The sequence below is a fragment of the Microbulbifer variabilis genome (assembly GCF_056232115.1).
The window spans coordinates 106,910-124,068 of sequence record NZ_CP174325.1 but is presented as its reverse complement, the minus strand read 5'-3'; the positions used below and the strand labels follow the sequence as shown (position 1 = coordinate 124,068).

The 17,159-nt window shown below is 44.2% G+C and carries 16 protein-coding genes; 12 read left to right on the top strand and 4 right to left on the bottom strand.

From position 1 onward, the window contains the following. Positions 1–11: 11 nt before the first annotated feature. The 3 genes from ACJJI7_RS00555 (at position 12) to ACJJI7_RS00545 (ending at position 2,557) form a co-directional block, all read left to right on the top strand. On the top strand, positions 12–611 hold the full coding sequence (locus tag ACJJI7_RS00555) for a dihydrofolate reductase family protein (protein ID WP_353376120.1): 600 nt from the start codon (positions 12–14) through the stop codon (positions 609–611). A gap of 1,104 nt (positions 612–1,715) precedes the next feature. Next, positions 1,716–2,021: a DUF5076 domain-containing protein gene (locus tag ACJJI7_RS00550; RefSeq protein ID WP_444901156.1), complete on the top strand. Its 306-nt coding sequence runs from the start codon at positions 1,716–1,718 to the stop codon at positions 2,019–2,021. 149 nt (positions 2,022–2,170) lie between these two features. Then, positions 2,171–2,557, top strand: coding sequence for a DUF805 domain-containing protein (locus ACJJI7_RS00545; RefSeq protein ID WP_282952773.1), 387 nt, complete (start codon positions 2,171–2,173; stop codon positions 2,555–2,557). Between the two features lie 387 nt (positions 2,558–2,944). Here the strand turns inward: ACJJI7_RS00545 and csrA are convergent, their stop codons facing one another. Further along, positions 2,945–3,133, bottom strand: a complete 189-nt coding sequence (csrA, locus tag ACJJI7_RS00540; RefSeq protein WP_282952774.1) for a carbon storage regulator CsrA — start codon at positions 3,131–3,133, stop codon at positions 2,945–2,947. Between the two features lie 808 nt (positions 3,134–3,941). Further along, positions 3,942–5,129 carry a glutathione S-transferase gene (locus tag ACJJI7_RS00535; RefSeq protein WP_444901157.1) on the bottom strand — a complete coding sequence of 396 codons (1,188 nt, stop codon included), beginning with the start codon at positions 5,127–5,129 and terminating at the stop codon, positions 3,942–3,944. Between the two features lie 301 nt (positions 5,130–5,430). Here ACJJI7_RS00535 and ACJJI7_RS00530 point away from each other — a divergent pair, with 301 nt between their 5' ends. Together ACJJI7_RS00530 and ACJJI7_RS00525 are read left to right on the top strand one after the other, a co-directional pair. Next, positions 5,431–6,219 (top strand): TauD/TfdA family dioxygenase, encoded by a 789-nt coding sequence (locus tag ACJJI7_RS00530; protein WP_444901158.1) that lies wholly within the window; start codon positions 5,431–5,433, stop codon positions 6,217–6,219. A 3-nt stretch (positions 6,220–6,222) separates the two neighbouring features. Next, on the top strand, positions 6,223–6,993 hold the full coding sequence (locus tag ACJJI7_RS00525) for a sulfite exporter TauE/SafE family protein (RefSeq protein ID WP_282952777.1): 771 nt from the start codon (positions 6,223–6,225) through the stop codon (positions 6,991–6,993). A 90-nt stretch (positions 6,994–7,083) separates the two neighbouring features. Here ACJJI7_RS00525 and ACJJI7_RS00520 read toward each other — a convergent pair whose 3' ends face one another. Beyond that, positions 7,084–7,683: a TetR/AcrR family transcriptional regulator gene (locus ACJJI7_RS00520; RefSeq protein WP_282952778.1), complete on the bottom strand. Its 600-nt coding sequence runs from the start codon at positions 7,681–7,683 to the stop codon at positions 7,084–7,086. A gap of 526 nt (positions 7,684–8,209) precedes the next feature. Beyond that, positions 8,210–8,809, bottom strand: a complete 600-nt coding sequence (locus tag ACJJI7_RS00515; RefSeq protein WP_444901159.1) for a tRNA-uridine aminocarboxypropyltransferase — start codon at positions 8,807–8,809, stop codon at positions 8,210–8,212. A 28-nt stretch (positions 8,810–8,837) separates the two neighbouring features. Between ACJJI7_RS00515 and ACJJI7_RS00510 the strand changes: the two genes are divergently transcribed. From ACJJI7_RS00510 to ACJJI7_RS00480, 7 genes are all read left to right on the top strand, one after another. Further along, the gene (locus ACJJI7_RS00510) at positions 8,838–9,272 is read left to right on the top strand and encodes a GNAT family N-acetyltransferase (RefSeq protein WP_444901160.1); all 435 of its coding nucleotides are present in this window, start codon (positions 8,838–8,840) and stop codon (positions 9,270–9,272) included. Positions 9,273–10,542: 1,270 nt separating this feature from the next. Then, positions 10,543–11,640 (top strand): LPS O-antigen chain length determinant protein WzzB, encoded by a 1,098-nt coding sequence (locus ACJJI7_RS00505; RefSeq protein WP_282952783.1) that lies wholly within the window; start codon positions 10,543–10,545, stop codon positions 11,638–11,640. Positions 11,641–11,877: 237 nt separating this feature from the next. Then, positions 11,878–13,191, top strand: a complete 1,314-nt coding sequence (wbpA, locus tag ACJJI7_RS00500; RefSeq protein ID WP_444901161.1) for a UDP-N-acetyl-D-glucosamine 6-dehydrogenase — start codon at positions 11,878–11,880, stop codon at positions 13,189–13,191. Between the two features lie 18 nt (positions 13,192–13,209). Beyond that, positions 13,210–14,157: a UDP-N-acetyl-2-amino-2-deoxy-D-glucuronate oxidase gene (wbpB, locus tag ACJJI7_RS00495; protein ID WP_444901162.1), complete on the top strand. Its 948-nt coding sequence runs from the start codon at positions 13,210–13,212 to the stop codon at positions 14,155–14,157. Positions 14,158–14,213: 56 nt separating this feature from the next. Then, positions 14,214–14,795: a UDP-2-acetamido-3-amino-2,3-dideoxy-D-glucuronate N-acetyltransferase gene (gene wbpD / locus ACJJI7_RS00490; RefSeq protein WP_282952784.1), complete on the top strand. Its 582-nt coding sequence runs from the start codon at positions 14,214–14,216 to the stop codon at positions 14,793–14,795. 3 nt (positions 14,796–14,798) lie between these two features. Next, positions 14,799–15,911: a DegT/DnrJ/EryC1/StrS family aminotransferase gene (locus tag ACJJI7_RS00485; protein WP_282952785.1), complete on the top strand. Its 1,113-nt coding sequence runs from the start codon at positions 14,799–14,801 to the stop codon at positions 15,909–15,911. After that, entirely contained in the window at positions 15,886–17,157 is a 1,272-nt protein-coding gene (locus ACJJI7_RS00480) for an oligosaccharide flippase family protein (protein ID WP_444901163.1), read from the top strand. Before ACJJI7_RS00485 ends, ACJJI7_RS00480 begins: the two co-directional genes overlap by 26 nt. Positions 17,158–17,159 lie beyond the last annotated feature (2 nt).

Sequence of the window (17,159 nt, the reverse complement as noted above, 5' to 3'; positions counted from 1 at the left end):
AGAATCAACCAATGAGAAATCTGGCCATACTGATATTTCAAACGCTTGACGGCGTAATGCAGGCACCGAGCATACCTGAGGAAGACTTTTCAGGCGGTTTCAGTCATGGAGGCTGGGCCAAGGATTATTGGGATGAAGTCATGGAGCAGGTTGGAAAGGAGGCAATGGCGGAACCGTATGATCTGCTATTAGGACGCAATACCTACAATTTGTTTGCCTCGAATTTTGCAAATGTTGAACCAGGTAATCCAGCTGCGGAAAAACTTAATCAGGCAAAAAAATACGTCGTGACATCAAGGACTGATGATCTTACATGGAATAATTCAATTAAGCTAAGGGGCTCGGATGCGGCCGAAGAGGTTGCCAAAATTAAAGAAATGGAAGGACCACTACTACAGGTTCACGGAAGTTGGCAGTTGGTGCAGTCACTTCTCAAGCATAATCTGGTAGATGAGCTTAGACTTTGGACGTTCCCAGTAGTTGTTGGAGAAGGAAAACGCTTATTTGAAAACGGTGACATTTCGTCAAAATACAAACTCATCAAATTTGCGACCTGTCCTTCAGGTGCTTTTATGCACTTCTATCAATCACTAGATGGCGGTGCTGTATAATAAGTGCATGCAAGCGGACACATTACTTACATGGCCGTTGATGCGAGATGTTAAGTGTATAAATATAATCAACCACATCTATACCAAAATACTGGTTCCACTATGTGCAAATGGGTAACTATTAACAGTAAACTATTTTTATCAAGCGGAGATCGTTAATAATTGGTAAAACGCCGAGAAACTTATTGCGGTAGAATAGGGTATGTCTGTATTCTTCTTACTTTAGCCTATATGCAGTGCCTTGTTTCGTCACAGAGGAAAGAGGTTAAGCGAGTTTCCCCCTAACCTAAAGTAACTGGATGAAATGAATAAATTTCGTCAATAGCTAAATTCACCTGAAGCCATCGAACAAATTTATATGGGATTTATATACCCTATCCCCATAGCTGTGTTTTTTATTTTATAAATGGCTTCGTAAGTTGAGCCATCCATTGAAAAAAACAGCAGTACCTACACTCAGTGAAAGCGTTAGTCCAGACGGACTATACGTCGCTTCGCTTCGCTTTGTTTTGGTCGTCGATGTACCGGGCGTAATGCTTTTAGGTAGGTGAAAAGATTGTTTAATTTTTTGCGAAAAGATCCGTGGTTAAATAGGCTTCTTTCTTATGGTGTATCAAAAGTAAGAGATGCTGCTTTTGAGATAAAAGCATCTTGAGATTTGTCAAGGATAATGGCCTTGTCGCCATATTTGAACGATTTTAGGAGGCATGCGTCAATAGTCGAGCTGGTGGTGCTTTTATATCGAATGAGCATCATCTATTATTCGCCATAAAAAATAGAGTTCGTTTCAGTGGATCAGGGGCGTATTTGTCAGTTTTATCCAGCCGATTAGCTGTTCTAGCCAGAAAAAGATTCTGAAAATATTTCTGTCGAAAGTTCTGAAGTTCGAAAGATCTATAAGAAAAGCATTACTGTGTTCAGTGCAGTAGCTGTTCTCAGCGCTACGTTGTCAGAGAGATCCAAGGGTATCACTATCTGTGGTATGAGTGGAAAAGAGTATAATAAAGCAATCTATCCAGACTGCTGGTTTTGGCAGCAAGGTCTTGCCAAGCGCTGCTTGACTGGCCGATAATTGCCGTGGTAGTAGTACATATCAGGAATGTTATGAATGAATTAGAAATACCTCCTGCAGCGGTTCAGGATGAAAATTCGGTTGAATTAATTCGAGCTTTTGTCGCCAATGGCGCTCAATGGACTTCTATCAATCCACATCTTTTCCGTAACCATGAATTTCAAGAGGAAAAGGCCTGGGGGATATTCTTGGCAGATACTATAAAACACCTTGCAAGCGCAATCTCAGAAAGCAAAAAAGTTGATGGCTATGATGTTATAGTTGATATAGTTGAAGCTCTTAACAATGAACTGGATTTATCTACTTCTGATGTTCAGGGTGGTTATCTTAAGGAATAGATGAAAAATCATGGAGTAATCTTTAAACGTAGCTAACAAGGGCCTGCAGCGGATTGTGATCTTGCCCCGTTTTATAGGAGAAAGATCACATATTTCCGCTGGACTTCAATAAAGCTGCTAGTGCGGATGTTAATAGTAAAGAGGAATCAATGGAAGTTTTAGGTCGTTCTCCCATTGAAAGGGTAAAATTAGTTACTCTTGATAGCCCTAGATCAGTTTCTATTAAAGCTTTGCTTTTTAGCTTTGATGGTAGAATCGCAAGAAGGCAATTTTTGCTGGCTTTTTTACCAATCTCTCTAATGCCGACATTGTTGGTCGATGTAAGCATAAATGCTGCTTTGAGCTTATTTGTCGTTCTTCTTTGGCCACTATTGGCTGTTACGGCCAAAAGGTATCACGATATTGGCAAGAGAGGCTGGTGGGGATTAATTCAATTTTGGCCTGTAATCGGCTGGATTTGGATATTGTTGGAGTGTGGAACCACAATCGGTGATTTTAAAGATAATAAATATGGGAAATCAATTTACCGAAAGTAAGTGCCGCATGCTAAGTTTACTGCCAGTCAGTTACATTTCGACGGTTTTATGCTGCGCGACACACGAGTACTCAACAGATCCAATTCTCCCGGGGTTTTATTCGTGAATCGTGAGTTTTGAGCTAAAAATATACGGCGTTTAAAACGGAAAAATTTATTCTGGTTGAGTTCTTAATTCTGAGGATAACAAGCATTTTGGGTTTTCAGGGCTTTATGGAGACGATCTTTATTTCGGAGTGGATTCCCAGATGCTTAACAATTGGCTTTTTTGCCCCCTCTAGGGCTTGCACTATTAAATAGTGTCATGACCTCCTCAATGCTAGGCTAAATGGCCTTGCAAGGAAGTATGGGTTCACTACGGGCGCTTTCTGTTGAGAGAATCCGCTTCTCAGTAATTTTTTTTGCCGGCTTTTCGCTTCTTTTGAATCCGCATAAAAATTTCTTCGCGGTGTACGGCCAAAGACTTGGGGGCATGTATTCCTTTCTTTACTTGATTACCCTTAACCTCCAATACTGTAACAGTGACACTTGTCCCAATCCGTAGGTTTTCGCTTGTCCGGCGCTTTAAGGTCAGCATATTCATTTCCTAATGATACTCAATTCATGAGGGGCATTCTTTGGTGAGAAAGTTTAGAAAGTAGTACTTGAAGGAAATAAGAGGTGGTGCAGGAGAACGATAGGCGTAAAAGAAGAAAAGACGGATGCAACACTCCCAGAGCTTAGGGCGTCGCTCCAAGCTGCTGAATGTACTCCACTTTATTGAAGACGAGTGGGTTTCTAGCGTATTATCCATATAACCATCTTGATACTTGTTCTATCAATTTGGTTAGCCGGCCCCTGGTGTTGCACCTTGGGTCAGTGCCTTTCATCTACTCTTACGTTACTCTACCGTTCTCTTCTTGAGGGGATGGGGCTCTTAGAAATTTGGGTTCTAATGCAGTTCTTAAGCTGTTGGCCTGTAGAAGCCTGTTCAATTACAGCTTACAATATTGATAAAAGTCTATCGATTTTACGCAGCTTTGATGTTAAAGGAACTTAATGAAATATAATGGGTTAATTTTGGCGCCTATATTTCTATATGCGCTCGCTTGAAGAATCAAACAGCCTATAAATGGGCCTCTAGGATTCACAAAGCTGCGAGTACTCTAAATGTGATAACGAATTGCTACTGGAAGAGTATCAGTTTCTTTTTAGATAAAGTAAATGGAACTAAAGCTATTTGGAGCTGAACGAAACACTGGATTTACAGTAGTATCTACGCAAATTTATTTGGCAGCAATAATTAATCAGCGATCGGCTTAAAGAGATGTAATTGTTTATTAAAGTGCAATGGGAGCAAAGGCGTATTTAGATTGCTCCCAATCCCTGAGTAACGTATTAGTTTCTTATGAGATTTCAGGTGTTGCTTTAATAGCGCGTAACTCTCCCCATACCTCAAGAAATTGATGCCGCTCTACCTTTCGGTTTGTAGTGAGTGTCAGTAGAGAATCGATACCTACTTCAGTAAAAAGTGACTTAATAGCATCTTGTTCTTTTTGATTGGCGCGCTGATAACATTCTTGCAAGCGTTGTAGCAGATAAAAACGGTAAGGTAGTACGTGTGTTTTTAAGCGGATACCTCGCCAAGTAAACTCAGCCTGCCCAATTGTTCGAGCAGTTGGGTTATCCATACCATTGGTTCCAGCTTTTAAGGTGGTGTGCTGATCCAACCAATTATTGGAAAACTGGATATGCGCTTTTAATTCAGGCAAGTACTCTATAGCAATATATCGCATTAAGGCCTTTAAGGTCGGTGGGAGACATGCTGGGTCAACAAGGGGAGAATTTGACTCCATATGTTCTACCCAACAATCCTCAGTTGTATTCATACGCTCCACCCAGCGCGCAACTATAGGGGCGTGTTGCCGCATCAACATTCCGGGTGCTGGGTCCCGATACAAGTGGGCATACAATGGTCCCATTAGTGCGTAGTCACCTAAAGTAGGTTGATGTCCCAGTAGATAGGGAAATTTCTTTAGATGGTGAGAGAAGAGATCAAGGAACTCTTTGTAGGAGGCCTCAATCAAAGCTGCACTCTGCTCGGATACTCCAAAGCCTTGGCAGGCTTTCCGCATACGGCTACAGGCAAAGCCGAACAAACTATTTTCTGTTTCCTCGTCAGCATTGGGGGGAGCGAGTCCCGCTACAAACTCGTTCTTGAGATACTGCAGGTTCTGGGTATCAAAATTCCAGCGATAATGCATCGCGGGTCGCAGTAAGCCTTCTCCGCCAAATAGTTCGAATAAGTACGAGATTAGCTGTAAAACAGTGCTGGTCGGGTAGGCGGAGTTGTGAGTACTACCTTTCCGTTCAAAGTACTCAATAATATCTGAGCTGTCCTGAATTACTTCGCCGTTTGGTGTTTCTATGGCGGGCATAATAAAGCGGCCCAGCACAGGAAGTAGTTGCTGGCCATAGTGATCACTATTGACACCGTACTCTTTAAAATCAATCCCTTGCTTACGCAGATAGCTACGGGCCTTGGCGGTATAAAGGGAGGCAGCCATACCATATAACTTATAGGGTTTGCTCATGTCGTGCTCCTAAGATTCTCGGATCAAACGCGCTAAAATTAAACTATCTACAGACGGAGTGGGGGTATCGCTATCACTTATCTGGAGCAAGCTACAGGTACATCAGGTATTTGAACTCTTGACCATATTGTACAGCTACGTTGTTGGAGCTGATAGATAACTCAGGGAATAATCAATTGCCAAAATGCAACAATTTGTGATGCGCTGATCATTTCTGGCATAAAGCTTGCTCTTCATTGATTGTCAGTGATCGCAGACATACCTTACGTTGGAAATTGTGAAACCATAGAGGGAGCTAGCTATGTCATCGTTACATTTATCATCTCATGCTATACCACTTAGGGTTCCAGATTATTGCTGCTTTAATTTGGGCTCGAACTCTGACTATGAATATGAAAGTTATAAAATAGCGCTACTTAAAAAAGGTATCGTACTAATACGGTTGGGCTTTCCAGATGATTCAGCCGAAATTATGAAGAATATAGTCAGTACCATAGGCTTAATTCATGAACATGATGGAAGGGGGCGCACAGTATGGGACGTTAGGATTGGTGGAGAAACAGGCGATGAGGCACTTGCAATATCGCATGGCGACCGGGAATTTAATCTGCACAATGATGGTGCCTTTGAGCAGGAAATGCCAGGGTACTTCGGCCTTCATGTGGTGAGAGCAGATACTCTTGGAGGAGGTGAAAGTGTTTTGGTATGTGCTGATAGGATTATTGAGAGCCTTAGCGAGAGAGCTTTTCAAATACTTTCAAATAAGAGGTTTAGATTAAGAGTGCCAGAAGAATTCCATAAAAAAGCCAGCTTTATTGAGGCGACCCTAATTGATGAAAGCCATGGGTTTAGATATAGGTATGATATTATCGAGCGAAGCCTTTGTTCTAAGGATGAGCTGGAGGCATTAAGTGAACTTGAGCTGAAGATTTCGCTGTCACACAATATGTTTAGATTTCATTTGGGTGATAATCAAATATTATTGTTAGATAATCGGCGTTATCTTCATGCTAGGACCAAGATAAAGGATAAGAAGAGGCACCTTAAGCGCATACGCTTCAATATGCCTGCTACTTTGAGGGTTGCTTAGCGAGTGGCGATAGAGATAATTTTAGTTGGTTTGCTTTTAATATTGATTGCAGGCTTATTCCATGGAGCATTGGGCTTTGGCTTTCCAATGCTCTCGACCCCCATTCTGGCACTGGTCTATGATCTGAAAGCTGCTGTTATTTTAACGATGGTACCTTCACTGTTGGTGATAGTATCAAGCTTATATAAATGTAGGAGTTTTCAGATTGACTTGTCTAAATATAGTTTAGTTATCCTTCTTGTTTCGTTGGGAAGTTTGTCAGGAGCATGGCTGTTAACATGGGTTAACCCTGATATTCTAAAGCTGTTACTCGCAGGGTCCATATTAATTTACCTGTTCTCTGGAGTCTTGAGAAAATACTTATCTGCGTTATCGAAAAGACCACAGTTTTTTGCAGTTCTAATGGGCCTGTTGGCAGGATTAATAGGCGGCGCTACAAATGCTATCGCGCCAATTCTTATGATCTACCTGCTTGAAATGACAAAATCCAAGCTGGAAATTATTTTTGTCTCAAATATCTGCTTTTTTATCGGTAAGTTGATGCAACTTGCGATTCTTTCTTTGTACCTAACCTATAATGAATTTGAATTGATTCCGTTATCCATAATAACTATTGCTGCCTATTTAGGGTTGGTGGTAGGTTTTAGGTTACAGACTAGAATTGATAGCGACCGATATCGCTCGATGATTCGATATGCTTTATCTTTTTTTATGTGTTTGCTGGTCTATCAAGGGGTGGCAAATTTGGTATCTATTGAGGCAGGAGTGACGTGAAACCACGGAGAAGAGGATATCTACAACGCCATGAGTTAATTGATAAGTGGGGCTACATCTAGCCCCATTATTAATTTACATGTAAAAGCATTACCCTACTTTCCCTTTAGTACCTCCAGTAAACTGCAATCCCTTAATCAGTAAGTCCAATATACGATATGTATGTTGAATATCGTCTTCACTGCTTGTGACAGACAGGTTGCCGATCGTGCGTAACAGATCAAAGGGATCAACCTCTTCCTGAATTTCTCCGGATTTCATGACTGCAGCGAGTAGTGTACCCAAGGCCGGTTCGAAATTTTCACGGAAATAGGCTGGCAGTGCTTCGAATGCAGGATCACCGGAATGGAGGGCTGCGGCCAATCCTTTTTTATCAGCGAGAAAATTAACATAGCGCTTTAACCAGAGGGTTAGCGCTTGCAGCGGACTCTTTTCAGCAGCAAGGGTGGCGGCTTCCGCAGCGCAGTCATCCACTTCTCGACGGAATACGCTGGCCACCAAATCTGACCGCTGCGGGAACCTGCGGTACAGGGTACCTATACCCACGCCGGCTTTAGCGGCAATCTCTCTGACGGGTGCATTCATACCTGAAATTTGAAATACCTTTTTGGCTGTCTCCAGTAACGCATCCTCATTACGCACTGCGTCTGCGCGCAAGGCGCGCTTATTTGGGGCCTTTTGGTCTTTCACCTGTTTCCTGTGTGTTGCGGATTCGTTTTCTGATGAAAATTAATAGCTTGGGCCTTTCCTCTGACAACTCCAGAAAGGCGTTACCGTTGGCAGCGTCCGATTGGTTAATCTTCATGTGACTTCAATACGGCAATCTATTTGACATAAAGAGCTGTCTAATCCCTATGGAGTCATCTTATGCCTGCTTCTATTAGGCAAAGACGTATCAGTCTGGACATTGCGACATATTTTTTCGATTTAAGGTGTTAACTATTGTTTTTTTATGAAGATGTCGTCAAGAAGTCATGGCTTGGCCATGTTGCCTGCCCGTTCTTAGGGCTGTATGGGTTGAAAACGAATATTTTCGATTAGCTCTTACTGGCTGGTTATGGGGGTCCAGTTTTTAATGAGTCTTTTGTAAGTCAAATTGTTAATGAAGGGATTTTGTGGCCGTAGAGGAATTAGCTAAAGGAATCAGGTCGGCTGATACCTTTAAGGGGGAATAACACATGTAGTAGAAATAATACTTGGGTTGGGGCGAGTAGGGTTAGTTCAGGTAGCTAAGTTTCTGTAAGGCGATCATCCTCTCAAATGGCTTTAGTAATCTTTGAAAATCAGTTTTTTGTTCAAGCAGTTGCATTGCCTGGACAATACTTTCAATTGTTGATAAACCATTTGATATTGAGGTTTTTCGAATTGTGTAATTGGACTTTAAACCACCACTGAGATTGACTCTGGGAAGGGTTTGAAGTTGAGGGTTTAAGTGGAGAATCTTCTTAGACTTTTTCCAGGTAGCATCAATAACTATCAGCTGTGTAATTACCGGTTGTTGGTTGCTGTCACTGTCGCTTATAAAGGAATCGATATCCAAGTCAATATTATCGGGTAGCCAACCTAGGGATGGGTATAGGAGTGCTGAAGGTGTGTCGAGAAGTGTATCCAGTTCTGAGCCTGAGAGCTTCTCAGCAATGATCATCTCACTGTTACTGAGGCAAAGATGCGCCATACGCCCGGTATTAAATGGGTGCTTCCCCTCTAGAGGGTGCTGTATGATCAGCACCTTTATGGTATTAGCTACCTTTACCAGAGCGGTACAGTAGCACGCATTCTGTGGGCGCAGGCAGGTATCACAGGTTTTTCTGGGCATTTCTTTTCTACATCATGCAGGCGGAATAGTGACGTTAACACAGCCTTCCTATCGGGCTCAGTGGTTGTCAGATATTGAGATACCACTGGCGAATAAATTTTATCGCATGCATGGCTTTCGAGGCAAAGCTAGGCGTTATGAGGACTGTGCTGTGGTGCGGGATGAAAAGGGGGAGATTGTAGCTTGTGGCTACTTAAGGGGGTACGACACCTTCAGGCTGCTTGCTGGGGTTTCGGTGGCGCCGTTGCATCAGGGGAGGGGAGTGGCGCGTAGCCTGTTAGCGCTCCTGGCTGAAAGGTTTAACCAGAATACTTACACCTTTCCGTATACTGACTTGGAACCCCTTTATTTATCCTTTGGCTTTAAGCGACTCGGCGCTGAGGTATTGGTAGGGCCTGTTGGTGACCTGTACCGCAGTTATCTGAAGCAGGGCCGTGGGATTTTGTTGATGGGGTATAGGTAGCTGTCCTGTTTGTGTATTTTTGCCTAGGCTAAATCTTTGTTGGTGCGGGGCATAGTTAATATTTAATTTCACTTCAAGTGAAACTTCTTCCCCTATGGGCACCATCAATTGGGTGCTCTTCCTATGGAATTTAGTGGGTGTTGATTCCTTAGGCTCTTTATTCGAATAATGCGTTTTTTTTGGGGCTAAACGGTGGACTAGCTTATTTCGCCGGTGGAGATGGGCAATTGTGTGTTTCCCTCGGCTGGTACGGAGTGAGCGTCTTGTCTTCATGCTAGGTGTTTACATCATCTATGCTCTTGGTTATTGAAATTCCTGGCTTGTACTTTCTTTTAAGTAGTAGCTGGCGTTTTTTACAGGAGGGGACTATTTGGCCACTCTCAGCTTTCGGGGAGTATCTTGGATGGCCACTCGAGCAGAGTTGCTTGAAATCCCGGCTTGGAGGGGAGGGGCTCGCAACAATCATATTTGGGGGGGGGCTGGGTTCATGTGCTCGCCAAGCGAAGCGCTCCCCCTTTCTGTATCAAACAAGACAATATGGGCCCATGATTCGCGGTAAGGTGCTTGAGGTTGGTTAAAATCCATAGCTTTGACTCAAAGGCATGTAGCCGACGGTCGTTACTTCTTTAGCTGGTGATGAGCGGTGGGAGTGATTAGTGGTGGCACGGTACTAAAATAAGGTAGCCATTCACCCTAGTGAATTAATCTTCATTAAGAGATTTGGTCTGTAACTTGGTTCTCAATTCGTATATAATGGTCGGTTAGCTTGGTGCTGGGGTGTTGTATGTTCCGACCCCCTTCTATTTCCATCGTCGAAATGCTGCTAATTATTTGGATTCTGGGGATTGTCCAATCGTGGTTGGTAGGGTGGGTAGCGAATCTTAGCTTGTTGGGTGCGAGTAGAATGTGCAAACACTGTTACGTGTGGCTATGTACCCACATCTATCCTGTGGTAATTACGAGTAAGTAGTAGTCGCGTCGCATCTGGATGTGCACGTACAACTACGTAAAGCCACTTTGTTTGACGTTAGCCGTACTCTAAAGGAAAAACCTTGCAATTTTCTGGTCGAAGCTAAGTTAGTTGACAATATAAAGGGGGCATGAGGGAGCGGGCCAGCTTCGATACCGGTTGACCTGCCCCAGAGCAACTTGTCTTGGGGGTTGCAATGCACGAGGGCGATGGCAAAATGCCCCGTTTTTGCGCGAGCGCTTAGGGAGTCCATTCGCTCTCGTGGTAAATGAAAATAAGTCAAAACAAGGTGGATCGAAAGTGAGTAATGCTAATAACCTCAGGGGCATACCTGGGGGGGACGAAATTGATTTGATTGCCTTGGTGCAGGGCCTATGGGCTCAAAAGTGGATGATAGCGTTAGTAACTCTCGTTGTTACCCTTGGAGCTGCACTTTATGCATTCCTGAGTAAGCCTGTTTACGAAGCGCGTATTGGTTTGTTGCCGCCAACACTCAGCGATATTGCCGATTTTAACTTAGCGCGAGGGAGCAAGAGTGGACTCAAGCCCTTTACTGTAAACGAAATATTCTCTGAGTTTACAAGTAACCTTCAATCCGAAAAGAGCCGCCGACAGTTCTTCGAAGAAGTGTATATGCCATCCCTCGATAGTGATCAACGCTTAGGGTCCCGGGATCGGCTATACGAGAAATTTGCTGAAGTATTGAGGGTCAAACCTCCTACAAAAAGACAGCCAGCTTACTTGATTATTGTAGAGAGCCATGATGCAGCTGAGTCAGCAGAGTGGGCTAGACAGTATTTAGATCAGGTAACTCGACGAACTTTGGCAAATGTATTGAATCATACTCAACGAGAGTCTGAAGTGAGGATTCAGCAGCTCCAGCAAGAACTCAAAACCTTGAGGGAGTTTGCAAAAATTCGCAAAAATGATCGCCTTTCTAAGCTTAGGGAGGCTTTAGCAGTGGCGAGTAAAGTCGGGTTGGGCTCCCCTCCAGTACTCAGTGGGCAAGCGGCGGAACAGCTGTCGGCCTTTATGAGTGGTAACTTAATGTATATGCGTGGTACTAAAGCGATCAATGCCGAGATCGAGGCACTGGAAAGTCGTACTTCGGATGATCCATTTATACCTTCGTTGCGCTTTGTGGAAGAGCAGCTCAGCCTCCTCAAAGGAGTCCAGTCTATATCAGGGAAGGAGCTTGCTGTTTCCCGTCCGGATGGTGTTGTAAAAGTTCCAGATGCGCCCATTAAACCTAGAAAGGCATTGATTTTGGCGCTGGGTATTATTCTTGGAGGGATGCTTGGCCTCTTCATTGCTTTGGTTCGTTTGATGTTCAGTAAGGAAGCTGATGCATTCCATGATTTCTCAAGCTCAGCTGAGCCTCCAATGCTGAGAACTTGACAATCCACTTGTTGAGAAAATCGACCGGCTATTTAATTAATGCTTGCAAGGTTAGGGAAAGTGTGAGCTGGTAGGGTAGAGCACAGCATCTACCTCATTGAGTTAGTTGTAGCTTGACCTTGAGTGGTCCGATTTAATGGGATAAGTGAAGTAAATCTAGCATGTGAATTAGGTTTGCTCTCACACCTAGTTACCTCAAGCCCAAAAGAGAATAATTTTCAATCGGAGTTAGACCTGATGACTGAGATTAAGCAAGAAATTATTGCTAAGCTCAAAAATAAAGAGGCCATCATAGGTATAGTTGGGTTGGGCTATGTTGGCCTTCCCTTGATGCTGCGTTATAACGATATTGGCTATTGTGTTCTCGGCATTGATATTGATGAGGATAAGGTCTCTAAGTTAAATACTGGGCAGAGCTACATTGAGCATATACCTGGTGAGAAAATTGCCAGCGCTCGGGAAAGTGGTTTTGAGGCTACAACCGATTTTCGGCGAGTCAGTGAATGTGATGCTCTTATCCTCTGTGTACCTACTCCGCTCAATAAATACCGTGAGCCGGACATGAGTTTTGTGACCAGTACAGTCAGTGCGGTTAAACCCTATCTTCGTAATGCTCAAGTGCTTTCGTTGGAGAGCACTACATATCCTGGCACCACTGAAGAAGAGCTGTTGCCGCGTATAGAGGAGAGTGGTCTGCATGTCGGTAAGAATATATTTTTAGTTTATTCTCCTGAGAGGGAAGATCCAGGTAACCCTGATTTCGAAACCCGTACGATTCCGAAGGTGATTGGTGGTCAAACTGAGTCTTGCTTGGAGGTCGGAAATGCATTGTATGAGCAGGCAATCGATAAGGTCGTCTCTGTCAGCTCGACTAAGGCAGCGGAAATGACCAAGTTGTTAGAAAATATTCACCGCGCAGTGAATATTGGCTTGGTTAACGAAATGAAGGTGGTTGCCGATCGTATGGGTATTGATATCTTCGAGGTAGTCGATGCAGCTGCTACCAAGCCATTTGGCTTTACTCCCTACTATCCAGGTCCGGGGTTGGGGGGGCATTGTATCCCCATCGATCCTTTTTACTTGACTTGGAAAGCTCGAGAGTATGGCTTGCATACTCGATTTATCGAGCTATCTGGCGAGGTCAACCAGGCAATGCCCGAGTATGTCGTCAATAAGTTGGTGGATGGCCTCAATGATAGTGGCAAGGCTTTGAAAGGGAGTAGGGTGCTGGTTCTCGGTATCGCCTATAAAAAGAATGTAGATGATATGCGCGAGTCGCCTTCTGTCGAAATTATGGAGTTGCTGGAAGCTAAAGGTGGTCAGGTGGCTTATAGTGATCCTCATGTGCCAGTTTTTCCAAAAATGCGTGAGCACCATTTCAATCTGTCCAGCGAGCCGCTGACAGCTGAAAAGCTCGCTAGTTTCGATGCTGTTGTTCTTGCGACCGACCATGATGAGTTCGATTATGATCTGATTTGTCAACATGCGCGCTTGATCGTTGATAGCCGTGGTAGATACCGCGTTCCTAAAGCCCACATCATTAAAGCCTGATTTGCTGGAGTTACACTTTTGAAACGTTTTGCCCTGATCGGTGCGGCCGGTTATATCGCTCCGCGCCATATGCGCGCAATCAAAGACACTGGTAACGAGTTGGTGTCTGCTTATGATATCAATGATTCCGTTGGTATTATCGACAGCATTTCTCCGCAAAGTGAATTCTTCACCGAATTCGAGCGATTTACAGAGCATGCCTGGACTTTGAAGCGTAACACTGAGACGGCATTAGATTACGTTTCCGTCTGCTCGCCCAACTACTTGCATCACGCTCATATCGCTGCTGGCTTGCGTTTAGGTTGTGATGTGATTTGTGAGAAACCGTTGGTTCCAACTCCCGTGATACTTGATGAGTTGTCCCTGATCGAGCGAGAAACCGGCAAACGCGTGTACAATATTCTTCAACTGCGGCACCACCAGGCAATCCTTGATCTCAAGGATAAGGTTGCCCGCGAGGCAAGTGAGCATAAATATGATGTGGACCTTACTTATATCACCTCGCGGGGCAAATGGTATATGGAGAGCTGGAAAGGCGATCCACGTAAATCCTTCGGTGTGGCGACCAATATTGGTGTTCACTTCTACGATATGTTGCATTTTATTTTTGGCAATTTGCAGAGAAGTGTCGTGCATTTTACTGGTGAGCATAAAGCGGCGGGTTATCTCGAATATGAAAAAGCTCGTGTTCGCTGGTTTCTGTCCATTGATGCTAACGACCTGCCTGCTTCGGTTAAAGGCAAAAAGCCTACCTATCGCTCGATTACTGTAAGCGGAGAAGAGATGGAGTTTTCTGAAGGTTTTACCGACTTGCATACTACAAGTTACCGGGAGATCCTTTCTGGGGGGGGCTATGGCATTGAAGATGCGCGTCATTGCGTTGAAACCGTAGATGCTATCCGTTCTGCTGCCATTGTTGGCCCTCAAAATCAGGAAGGTCATCCATTCCTTCAGCAACTCATTTGATAAGTTTTAGGCGCCAGCTAGCTGGTGGTCAGAGTAGTTGAAAGAGAGGACCTCATATGACTCATTACCAACATTCAAGCGCCATCATTGACGATGGTGCGCAAATTGGTGACGGCTCTCGTGTGTGGCATTTTGTTCACGTTTGTGGTGGCGCACGTATAGGTAAAGGGGTGTCATTAGGGCAGAACGTCTTTGTCGGAAACAAAGTCGTAATTGGCGATAACTGTAAGGTGCAAAATAACGTATCAGTATACGACAATGTTACCCTTGAGCAGGGAGTATTCTGCGGGCCAAGTATGGTTTTCACCAATGTCTATAACCCGCGCTCTTTGATTGAGCGTAAAAATGAGTACAGGGACACTTTAGTAAAAAAAGGGGCTACTCTCGGGGCCAATTGTACAATCGTTTGCGGTGTGACTATCGGGGAGTTCGCTTTTATCGGAGCGGGAGCAGTGGTGAACAAGAATGTGCCGGATTATGCGCTGATGGTTGGCGTTCCCGCGAGGCAGATCGGCTGGATGAGTGAGTTTGGTGAGCAGTTGGCATTACCTGTGATGGGCGAGGGGAAGGTAGTTTGTCAACACACGAATGCACACTATGTGTTGAAGGGTAGTATGCTCAGCAAAGTGGGTGTGTAATATATGATTGACTTTATCGACCTGAAAGCTCAGCAAGTTCACATCAAGGATAAAATCGATGCTGGTATTCAGCGTGTCCTGACTCATGGCAAATATATCCTAGGGCCGGAAGTCTCAGAGCTGGAAGAAAAACTGGCAGATTTTGTTGGAGCTAAATACTGCATTACCTGCGCCAACGGTACTGACGCTCTACAAATCGCTCTGATGGCTTTTGGCATTGAATCCGGTGATGAGGTTATCACGCCTGGTTTTTCTTATATTGCCACTGCTGAAACTGTAGTATTGCTGGGCGCGAAGCCGATATACGTGGATATTGATCCACGTACTTACAACCTCGACCCGCACCTGCTGGAAGCTGCTATCACTCCGCGTACGAAGGCGATTATCCCAGTGTCGCTTTATGGTCAGTGCGCCGACTTGGATGCTATTAATGCCATTGCAGCTAAATATGGTATACCAGTGATAGAAGATGCTGCACAGAGCTTTGGTGCTACTTATAAAGGTAAGCGTTCTTGTAATCTTACGACTGTTGGATGCACTAGCTTCTTCCCGAGTAAGCCATTGGGGTGTTACGGTGATGGTGGCGCCTTGTTCACAAATGACGATGAGCTAGCAAAAGTACTTCGCCAAATTGCTCGTCATGGACAAGATCGTCGCTATCACCACATTCGGGTAGGTGTAAATAGCCGACTGGATACATTACAAGCCGCGATACTATTACCTAAACTAGCTATTTTTGCTGAAGAAATAGTTTTGCGTCAGCAGGTCGCTGACTTATACAACCGAAAGTTACATGAAGTGGGGTGTACCTTTACTCCTTATGTAGAGCCCCATAATACTAGTGTCTATGCCCAATATACCATTCGTGTTAAAGGGCGAGAGCATTTGTTAGCTGAGTTTCACAGGTCTGGCATCCCAACCGCAGTACATTACCCCATACCGCTTAATAAGCAACCCGCAGTTGCAGACAGTAGAAGCTTTCTCCCTGTAGGGGATCGAGTCGCTAATGAAGTGATGAGTTTACCAATGCATCCTTATTTGTCAGAGCAGCAGTTGTCGGCTATTGCTACAGCATACGGAGCCGCGGTAAGTGTTATTTGCCAAACTGAAAGTTAATTCCTTTCTAGCATCGGTTATGCTTCTTGCGGGAAGTGCCGCAATTGCCCAAGGTATAACTTTAGGGGTGACGCCGATCCTGACAAGGATTTTCTCTCCAGAGGAATTTGGATTTTTGGCGGTATTTACATCAGCACTTACAATTTTGCTTGCAGTAAGTTCTTTACGATATGAGTTCGCCCTGCCAAAGGTGCGAAATGTAAAGCAAGCTCAAACACTAGTCTTTTTATGTCTTTGGGTTCTTCTAGTTAGTGGTTTTTTTGTATTTGTTTTTGTCGTGCTCACAACATCGTCGGGGTTTGTATTTTGGGGGGATCAGGGATTAATTTGGTTTTTGCCGATCGGTGTAATATTTGCTGGAGCTTTCCAAGTTGCTAATTATTGGGCCGTAAGGGGGAAATCTTTCAATGATTTAGCAAAGGCGAATGTGAGTCGGAGCTTATTTCAGGCCGTGACCCAGGTAGGGTTGGGACTCGCGGGTATTGGTGTGATTGCCCTTGTGGCTGGCTATGTGCTTAGCCAGGCAGTGGGTGCAATAAAGATTTTATCAGGTGTGATTAGAGATACCCGGCTCCCTTCGTATCCGAGATTGAAAGTTGTAGCTGTCAGGTATATACGATTCCCACTGTTTTCTATGCCAGCAAGCGTCTTGAATGTTAGTGCTTTACATTTGACTCCGTTTCTTCTCGTTTATCTTTACGGTGCTGCGTCTGCAGGTTTTTTTTCTTTAGCACATCGAGCTATGGGTGCGCCTATGGCGTTTTTAGGGATGGCGATCGCTAATGTTTACCTTTCTGAACTCCCAAAGATTAAAGAGTCTGAACCTGAGCGGCTATTGGGGTTTTATTTGCGATCTTGCCGAAACCTCTTGGCCGTCGGTTTACCTTTGGTTTGCTCGGCTACCCTCATTCTTTGGTGGGGGGTTGACTATATTTTTGGCGCGCAGTGGTCAAAGGTAACAGATTATGTCATATATCTTATTCCTTTTTTCTTGGGACAGTTTGTAGTTGCGCCTCTTAGTCAGACACTCAATGTTATAGATAGACAAGATGTTCAGCTTCTCTGGGACCTGATTAGATTATTGGTGCCTAATTTGGCGCTGGTCTTGTGTTTTTTAACTGGATTTGGGGATGTGGAGTCTCTTGGAGCTTATGGGGTTTCTATGTGTCTTATTTATGTGCTCAATATAATCCTAACAGTTTTCAGTATTAATTCGTTTGTTCGTCGCGAGCAAGTGGTGGCATAAGG

What these genes read in the sequence shown, in the direction of transcription:
- ACJJI7_RS00530 (WP_444901158.1), top strand. Translation starts at nt 5,431, where the DNA reads ATGTCATCGTTACATTTATCATCTCATGCTATACCACTTAGGGTTCCA.
- csrA (WP_282952774.1), bottom strand. Translation starts at nt 3,133, where the DNA reads ATGCTGACCTTAAAGCGCCGGACAAGCGAAAACCTACGGATTGGGACA.
- wbpA (WP_444901161.1), top strand. Translation starts at nt 11,878, where the DNA reads ATGACTGAGATTAAGCAAGAAATTATTGCTAAGCTCAAAAATAAAGAG.
- ACJJI7_RS00485 (WP_282952785.1), top strand. Translation starts at nt 14,799, where the DNA reads ATGATTGACTTTATCGACCTGAAAGCTCAGCAAGTTCACATCAAGGAT.
- ACJJI7_RS00550 (WP_444901156.1), top strand. Translation starts at nt 1,716, where the DNA reads ATGAATGAATTAGAAATACCTCCTGCAGCGGTTCAGGATGAAAATTCG.
- wbpD (WP_282952784.1), top strand. Translation starts at nt 14,214, where the DNA reads ATGACTCATTACCAACATTCAAGCGCCATCATTGACGATGGTGCGCAA.
- ACJJI7_RS00545 (WP_282952773.1), top strand. Translation starts at nt 2,171, where the DNA reads ATGGAAGTTTTAGGTCGTTCTCCCATTGAAAGGGTAAAATTAGTTACT.
- ACJJI7_RS00535 (WP_444901157.1), bottom strand. Translation starts at nt 5,129, where the DNA reads ATGAGCAAACCCTATAAGTTATATGGTATGGCTGCCTCCCTTTATACC.
- ACJJI7_RS00555 (WP_353376120.1), top strand. Translation starts at nt 12, where the DNA reads ATGAGAAATCTGGCCATACTGATATTTCAAACGCTTGACGGCGTAATG.
- ACJJI7_RS00515 (WP_444901159.1), bottom strand. Translation starts at nt 8,809, where the DNA reads ATGCCCAGAAAAACCTGTGATACCTGCCTGCGCCCACAGAATGCGTGC.